Genomic DNA, 7980 nt, shown 5'->3' on the forward strand with positions numbered 1-7980 from the left:
TAAAATAAAGTTCTATAAGTCTGTAAACACTATACCCGTTTGCATTAATACACAATTAAATACAAGGTTAATGCTGGCATAAAGCGCGTTAAAACTGCTGGTTAAAGTAGCATAATAAATATGTTGGCTTTAAAGTCACACGGTTTAATCTCAAATAGACTTATTAATTACGCCATTAGTTATTAAACAATAACGCAGGTGTATCAATGATGAACACAACTCCACGCAGCAATCGACAAATAAAGTTACAATTGTCAGGTTTAACCGCTGCTAAATATGGTTATACTTTATGCAACAGTTAAAACTATAAAAAGGAAGTGGTTATGTCAGGCACTACAATGATAGTACTTATTGTGCTTATATCGGTTGGCTCTGGGGTTATTTACGATATGTACAAAAAGCACCTTGAATTTAAACACAAAATGCAAGATAGCAATCAAGATGCGAATAAACAGCTTGCCGAGGTAAGTGCCCAAGTGGTTGCTTTAAAAGAGCGCGTGCAAACGCTTGAGGCCATAGTGACAGACTCAAGCTACACCACAAAAGAAGAAATTAACCGCCTTTAAAAACGATATAAATGTGCATTTTCTGGCTGCTCTATACCGTGGGCAGCTAAAAACCCATCTATAGCTTGGCCGCAACCTTGTGGCGCACGCGAACTATCAATTTCAAAATTAAGCTTATTTGCATGTTGCTTGCCAAGCGAGCACAGCCCCAACACTTTTGGCGAGCGCATTGCCACACTTAGCGCACCTATTTTTTCTACGCAATTGTGTTTACTAAATCGGGCAAACCCTTGGTATTTAAATTGCTCACTCACATACTCATTACTAATATCAACCAGGGCATTAATAAGGCCATGTAAAAAGCTATTTGCGCTGCTATCACTGGTTAAAAATGAAAAGGTTTTATTATTAAATTCAGTAAGCTGGCAAGTATTGCAGTGTAATTTTAAGGTGTATAACCACTGCTGCGAGCTTATTTGCTGCATAGCACTTAGCGATACCTTAGCACCTGCAAATACTACCCGTTTTAATAACTGCTCAATAGTATGACGCTCCTCATTGCCCTGCGGCGCGTGTGCAATAACAAGCTCTGCATTTTGTGCCATAACCGGTAAATCATGATGATTATTAAATGGCGTGCTGGTTGTATTATTGCTGTGAGTAAGTTGAAACAGCTCTCTTACCTCGTGCTCTCGCGCTATTTTAAGCGCTAAAAACGCTGTTTGAATAAGCTCGGAGGTTGGTAAGTTTTCCTCTACTATCCAGCGTCTGCCAAACAGTAATTTTTTTGCTGTGCCCTCACCCACGTAACTACTGGTTTTGTAATTATCGGGGCTGAGTACGGCAACTTGTAAATAAATTTGTTGATCTTTTTGTGCAGCAAGCACTCTAAAGTGCGCTGAAAAATTTATATTTTCTAGTACTTTATTAACGCTTTGTAAGGTGTGTTTATAGCGTAAAAAGTGCTGTGGAACTATCCAGCTGTTATTAGCAAGTTGCACTAATGGAGCATACGAAATTGGCTGCTCGTAACTGTTTTGCCATTTTTGCTCTGCACTGAGCAGCGGCTCAATGCGACTTTTTTTATCTGACATACATAAACCAAATAAACTCGCGCAAGGCGATATAATCTATGATGATGTTACGTTTTTGCGCATTGCATTAGATCACACTATTAGCGCTAAATAAGCCATTTTTAAGCGTCGCTGAGTTTTTTATAATCTGTTATAACTTTTTGATAATAAAGCTCATCTTTATTAAGCATTTTATTATAATGAGTGAGTAACTGTTTAAGGTATTGCCTGTGCGATGCATTATTTAAATCCCACATGCTGTTACCGGTAGATGTGAGCAACGCTGTGCTACGTTGACTTACCTCTATAAGCTCATAATAGCGGTTGTTTTCAGTGATTAATTGCTCGCTTTCAAGGCCTAAGCCTAATTTGGCTAAACCACTGCGCAAATGATAAGTATGGTGTATAGGGCAAACTATAAAGCGGGTGCTTGCTACAGATGCAGCGCAATTGTTTTTAATAATGCCGGCAACAAGTTTTAGTAACAGCTCGCCGCCAACACCTGCAATAACCACAGTATTTAACGCATTTGGAACGAGCTTTATTTCTCTTACATCTTGGCAATGTACTTTATATTGCGCATCACTTGGCAGTGTTTGGCTAATATTTGTAAGGTGCTCGCTCAGCTCGGCCATTATTTTATCTACCACATCTACAAAATTAACCTGTTTTGCAGCGCGGCGCTTTAATAGTGCAATGCCTAAGTAACCATGATCGCAGCAGCAATCCCAAATAACATCAACGGGGTTAGTAATTAACGCATTAATTGCGTTTAAACGCTTACTCAGTTTCATTTAATACCAATTAGCTTAATTAAGTGATCTATTTTGAGGCTGGAAAAACGTGTTGATAGCTAGGCAAAAAATTCGCTATTTAGTTGTTCTAAATGAGAGTTTTTTTAACACAGATAGCGACACGTTTAGCCCCTTAAAATGATTAAGTATTATTGCGAATTGGTATAAGTTGCGGTATGCGCCGTTTTATACACTAACGCTTTTAAGCTTTTATTGCTGTCTACTTCTACAAAACGGGCCGTTGGTGCAAGGCGCTCAACAAATTCTATTGCTCCTTGGGTGTGCTCGTTTATTAAAGCTTTAAACGCATCTTCGCTAAGCTCTGGGCTATTAGCGCATAATAAAAGCTGTGTGGTATCGCACAGTAGTTCGGGTAATCTGCGCAGCACCTTTTGATAATCTTTAGTTAGAATAAAGCTGCCCTTTTGAAAGCTTGGCGGGTCTACAATAATTAAATCAAACGGCGCTGCTTTTTTTAATTTACCAAACGACTTTAAAATATCGTGCGGTAAAAAACTCACTCCGCGCTCAAAACCATTAAGTTGGTGGTTTTGCTTACCGACTTTAAGTACGCCTTTGCTCATATCCATGTTCATAACGTGATCAGCCCCGCCTTGCATTGCCGCAAGCGAAAAACCACACGTGTATGAAAACAAATTAAGTACTTTTGCATGTTTACTATTGGCAGAGACAAACTCACGCCCACTTCGCATATCGGGGAATATTCCGGTGTTTTGGCGGCTTGTTAAATCCACTAAAAAACCAATGCCGTTTTCTTTTACCACATGTGGCGAGGGAAGATTACCATGCACTAAACGATTACTGCTTTGTACACCCGCGCGCTGTTGATACACCAATGCAGATATTAATTCAGGGTGATGCTGCTGCGCCCACGCCCAAAGGGTACTGGTCAGTGTATTTAACGTGGCTTCGTCAATTTCATCGTACGAAATTAAAAACAAGCTTGGCGGATAAAAGTCTAAATTAATATGGCTTAGCGATGCCAAGCTATGGCCGCGGCCATGAAATACGCGGCATAGTTCGTTTTGTAGTAATGGCGCATCTTCAAGCGCGCTGATTAGGGGCGAAAAATCGGGTGTCATTTAGTTAATCAACTGTTGTTGTAGTTCGTGTATTTCGTCGCGTACAGACGCGGCTTTTTCAAATTCAAGATCGCTGGCATAAGCATGCATTTTGCTTTCAAGCTGTTTAATTTGTGTGGCAATTTCTTTAGCACTGAGTATTTTTTTAGACTCTTTACGTACCAGTTTAAGATTATCTTGTGGTGCGGCTTCTTCGCCCACATCCATAATATCGGTGATCTTTTTAACCAAGGCTTGCGGCTCAATGCCGTGCTCTATATTAAAGGCGTGTTGTATTTCGCGGCGGCGCTGGGTTTCGCTAATCGCTTTTTCCATCGATTTAGTTACTTTGTCGGCATATAAAATGGCGCGCCCGTCGAGGTGACGAGCAGCACGACCAATGGTTTGAATAAGCGAACGTGCTGAGCGTAAAAAGCCTTCTTTATCGGCATCTAAAATGGCAACTAGCGCCACTTCTGGCATATCTAGACCTTCTCGTAATAAGTTAATACCCACTAACACATCAAACACACCGGCGCGTAAATCACGAATTATTTCAACGCGTTCTACTGTGTCTATGTCTGAGTGCAGGTAACGTACTTTTACATTGTGCTCGCTTAAGTAATCGGTTAAATCCTCAGACATACGCTTGGTAAGCGTAGTAACCAGTACTCGCTCACCTTTTTCTACACATTTATAAATTTCTGAGAGTAAATCATCTACTTGAGTGCCTACAGGGCGTATTTCTATTTCTGGGTCTAACAGGCCCGTTGGGCGTATAACTTGCTCTGCTACTTCGCCTGCGCTGCGCTCTAATTCAAAATCACCCGGCGTTGCCGATACATAAATCGTTTGCGGTGCTATCGCTTCAAATTCTTCAAAGCGCAATGGGCGGTTATCCATCGCCGATGGCATTCTAAAGCCATATTCAACTAGGTTTTCTTTACGGCTTCTATCGCCTTTATACATGGCACCTATTTGCGATACGGTTACGTGCGATTCATCGATGATCATTAATGCATCATCAGGAAGATAATCGAGTAATGTGGGTGGTGGATCGCCCGGTGTACGCCCCGACAAATAACGGCTGTAGTTTTCTATGCCCGAGCAATAACCAAGCTCGGTCATCATTTCTATGTCGTATTGCGTTCGCTGCGCTATACGCTGCTCTTCTACTAATTTATTGGCACTTAATAATTGCGCTCTGCGTTCTTTAAGCTCAGCTTTTATTTTTTCTATGGCATCAAGAATTTTTTCGCGAGGCGTTACGTAGTGCGTTTTAGGGTAAATAGTGGCACGAACTATGTGCTTTTCTACCGCACCTGTAAGGGGATCAAAAATACTAAGGCGCTCTATTTCGTCATCAAACATTTCTACGCGTACTGCATAGGTGTCTGACTCGGCAGGAAATATATCAACAACTTCGCCACGTACACGGTAAGTACCACGGCTAAAGTCAATGTCGTTACGGGTATATTGCAGCTCAGCTAAACGGCGCAGCATATCGCGCTGGTCGACCTGTTCGCCTACTTTTAAAAGCAGCATCATTTTCATGTATGAGTCGGGGTCGCCCAAACCATAAATAGCCGACACAGAAGCCACTATTATGGTATCGCGGCGCTCAAGCAATGCCTTAGTAGCACTTAAACGCATTTGCTCTATGTGCTCATTAATAGAGGCGTCTTTTTCTATGAACGTATCGCTGGCAACCACGTAGGCTTCTGGCTGGTAGTAATCGTAGTAAGATACAAAATACTCAACTGCATTATTAGGAAAAAACTCTTTCATTTCTCCATATAACTGCGCGGCAAGTGTTTTATTATGCGCCATTATTATTGTTGGGCGATTTAAATCGCTAATAATATTGGCCATGGTAAATGTTTTACCTGTACCTGTAGCACCGAGTAAGGTTTGATGCGCAAGCCCGGCTTCTAAGCCTTCTTCAAGCTGTTTAATCGCTGTGGGTTGATCGCCCGCGGGTTTAAATTGTGACTTTAGCTCAAAGTGATCACTCATTCATTTACTCCGTTACCGTGTTACTGCATATTGCATCTAGCTCTTTTACAAACCATTTGTACGCGACTAACCCTGTGAATACATTACCGATTGCAGCGCCAATAAATAAACCAATTAAACCACCTAGCATACTGCCTACATAAGCAAAAGGCAGGTAAAACACAAACAAACGAATAATACTTAAAAACAATGCATTCATCGGTTTGTGTAAAGCATTAAACGATGAATTTGATAAAATGATCACCCCTTGAAAACCATAACTTAGCGGTATGGTGTATATAAAGAGCTTAATAACATCGATTACAGCTTGTTCTTTACCAAATAATTGGCTTATTACCCCTGACAGCGCAATGAGTAAAATATAAATAGCAAATTGCCATATCATCACAAATTTAAGCGTACCAATGTACGCCTCTCTTACGCGGCCTAATTTACCCGCCCCAAAGTTTTGGCTAACAAAAGGAGGCAATGTCATCGATAAGGCCAGCACTAAGATACTGGCAATTGATTCAATACGGCTGCCCACACCAAAAGCGGCAACCGCTTCGGGTCCATGATTGGCAACGAGTGCGGTCATCACTGCCATTGCTACTGGGGTAAGCATGTTAGCCCCCGCTGCGGGTAAACCTATTTTAAGTACTTTTTTAATTGCGCTTGCCGCAGTTTGATTACCGGCTTTTAAGCTTAATAGCCGCTTTTTAATGCCCAGCACATATAAAATAATAATAACCGCTACGCCCCAGGCAATAACACTGGCAATAGCGGCACCTTGAATGCCTAATGCCGGTACTGGGCCCCAGCCAAATATCAAAATAGGATCGAGTATGGCATTAATAAGCCCTGCCCCACCCATTACTATGCTGGGTGTTTTAGTATCGCCACTGGCTCGCAATACCGAATTACCTATCATGGGGGTAATTAAAAATACGCTGCCAATAAACCAAATATTCATATACTCATGAATAAGTGGCAGCACTAATTGTCCGGCCCCTAATAAAGTGAATATTGGGTCGATTAGTAAATATCCAACAAACGAAAGTAAAATAACTAATAGTAGCGCCACAATAAGCGACACACTGGCATCAAAACGCGCCTCTTCTATTTTATTACTGCCTAAGGCTTTCGCTATCACCGCTGATGTGCCAATACCTAAACCTATGGCTAGGCTTATTACCGTAAAGGTTACCGGAAACGTAAAGCTTACCGCCGCAAGGGGCTCTGTGCCCAACATACTGATAAAAAATGTATCGACTATATTGAACATCATTAGCGTGACCATGCCAAATATCATCGGGATGGTCATTTTTTTCAATGTAGGCAAGATGGGATCGTTAAGTAAATCTGGGCGTGATTGAGAATGTGAAGTTTCGCGCATGGAATAAATAAGCCTCTTTTACTGAGCGAGCCATTTTAAAGCATCATAGCAATTCAAGCCACGGATTTATCAATGGATTTCATACTAATAATAAAGCAACAATTAAAAAAATAGCTAAAGTTGAATTTTTAAGCATTTGTGCACAAATACGCCCTTAGAGCGCCAAAAAACAATAAGTGAACATTTTTATTACTTTTTTAACATTTAACCCTGCAAATTCGCTGAATTTTTACACAGCGCGGTATTAATCTTTATCGTAACGAATTAATTTACTCATCGTTGCATGGTAATTCGGCATGCATTTATAACCCTATGTTTTTTATAGTAATAAAAAAATCGTTTTAAAAGCTTGAAATCGTTGTAGCGCCCTAAAACTCTGGTCGGGACAGTGTTCTTAAAGTTTCATAAACAGAGTTATCCACAGAAACCGTGGATAACTCAGCTCAGCCCGCATTTATAAAGGCTTGCGCGCTGGCTAAAATTCAGCTCAGGTCCAACCTTTACTCAAAGTTAAAGTTAAAAACTTATCAATGCTTGCAAACAAAAAATTAAGCTAAGCCAAATCTTTGTGCCTAATACAGCTATAAGTGACTTATTTAGTTAACGCAAATATTTAGCAACTTATTGATTGTTTTGTTTTTGTACAGCTTTTTAAAATAAAGTTTTCAGCCACGGCTTTATTAGTTTAACCCCTCTTAAATGCCGTAATACGAAAAAACTACCCTGCTGGATTTTTTAAAAAGATCTGCTAGCTAAATTTATACTCGGTTTTATGACAACCAGGTTAAATACAAATTTACTGATTTGCCGCGATAAATTTTATCTCAGCGGCATTTTTTACATATAAATTAAACAATGGCTATTTTATCGGCGCTGTTTTTTTCACATTGGTGTGAGTCTAAATAGAGATTTGCCGCCGTGTTTTGCATAAATAGAGTTATAAAATGCGCAGATCGAACATAAAAACAACGAATAAACTTCTTTTTTAAATTTATGACTTTTATATGTTGACACTTTGCGGCTCCATCATTAATATTTCGCCCCGTTGAAAGGCATGACGCTTCCCCCTTAGCTCAGTTGGTTAGAGCGACGGACTGTTAATCCGCAGGTCCCCCGTTCGAGTCGGGGAGGCGG

The 7980-nt window shown here is 40.5% G+C and carries 6 protein-coding genes; 1 reads left to right on the plus strand and 5 read right to left on the minus strand.

The window, feature by feature from the left end; translation table 11 throughout:
• Positions 1 to 323: 323 nt before the first annotated feature.
• Entirely contained in the window at positions 324 to 566 is a 243-nt protein-coding gene (locus CWB60_RS08730; protein ID WP_024034198.1) for a hypothetical protein, read from the plus strand.
• On the opposite strand, the gene CWB60_RS08735 is transcribed toward CWB60_RS08730, so the two are convergent.
• The 5 genes from CWB60_RS08735 to CWB60_RS08755 all read right to left on the minus strand — a co-directional run bounded on the left by CWB60_RS08735 (position 563) and on the right by CWB60_RS08755 (position 6846).
• Entirely contained in the window at positions 563 to 1600 is a 1038-nt protein-coding gene (locus tag CWB60_RS08735) for a hypothetical protein (protein ID WP_138580025.1), read from the minus strand. The genes CWB60_RS08730 and CWB60_RS08735 overlap by 4 nt on opposite strands.
• Positions 1601 to 1701: 101 nt before the next feature.
• On the minus strand, positions 1702 to 2373 hold the full coding sequence (locus CWB60_RS08740; protein WP_138580026.1) for a tRNA (adenine(22)-N(1))-methyltransferase: 672 nt from the start codon (positions 2371 to 2373) through the stop codon (positions 1702 to 1704).
• Positions 2374 to 2522: 149 nt separating this feature from the next.
• Positions 2523 to 3476 (minus strand): class I SAM-dependent methyltransferase, encoded by a 954-nt coding sequence (locus tag CWB60_RS08745; RefSeq protein ID WP_138580027.1) that lies wholly within the window; start codon positions 3474 to 3476, stop codon positions 2523 to 2525.
• Positions 3477 to 5471, minus strand: coding sequence for an excinuclease ABC subunit UvrB (gene uvrB / locus CWB60_RS08750; protein WP_054983410.1), 1995 nt, complete (start codon positions 5469 to 5471; stop codon positions 3477 to 3479).
• Positions 5472 to 5475: 4 nt separating this feature from the next.
• Positions 5476 to 6846 (minus strand): MATE family efflux transporter, encoded by a 1371-nt coding sequence (locus CWB60_RS08755; RefSeq protein WP_138580028.1) that lies wholly within the window; start codon positions 6844 to 6846, stop codon positions 5476 to 5478.
• Positions 6847 to 7980 lie beyond the last annotated feature (1134 nt).

Origin of the sequence: Pseudoalteromonas sp. S327 (assembly GCF_005886415.1) — a bacterium.
Lineage (GTDB): Bacteria > Pseudomonadota > Gammaproteobacteria > Enterobacterales > Alteromonadaceae > Pseudoalteromonas > Pseudoalteromonas atlantica.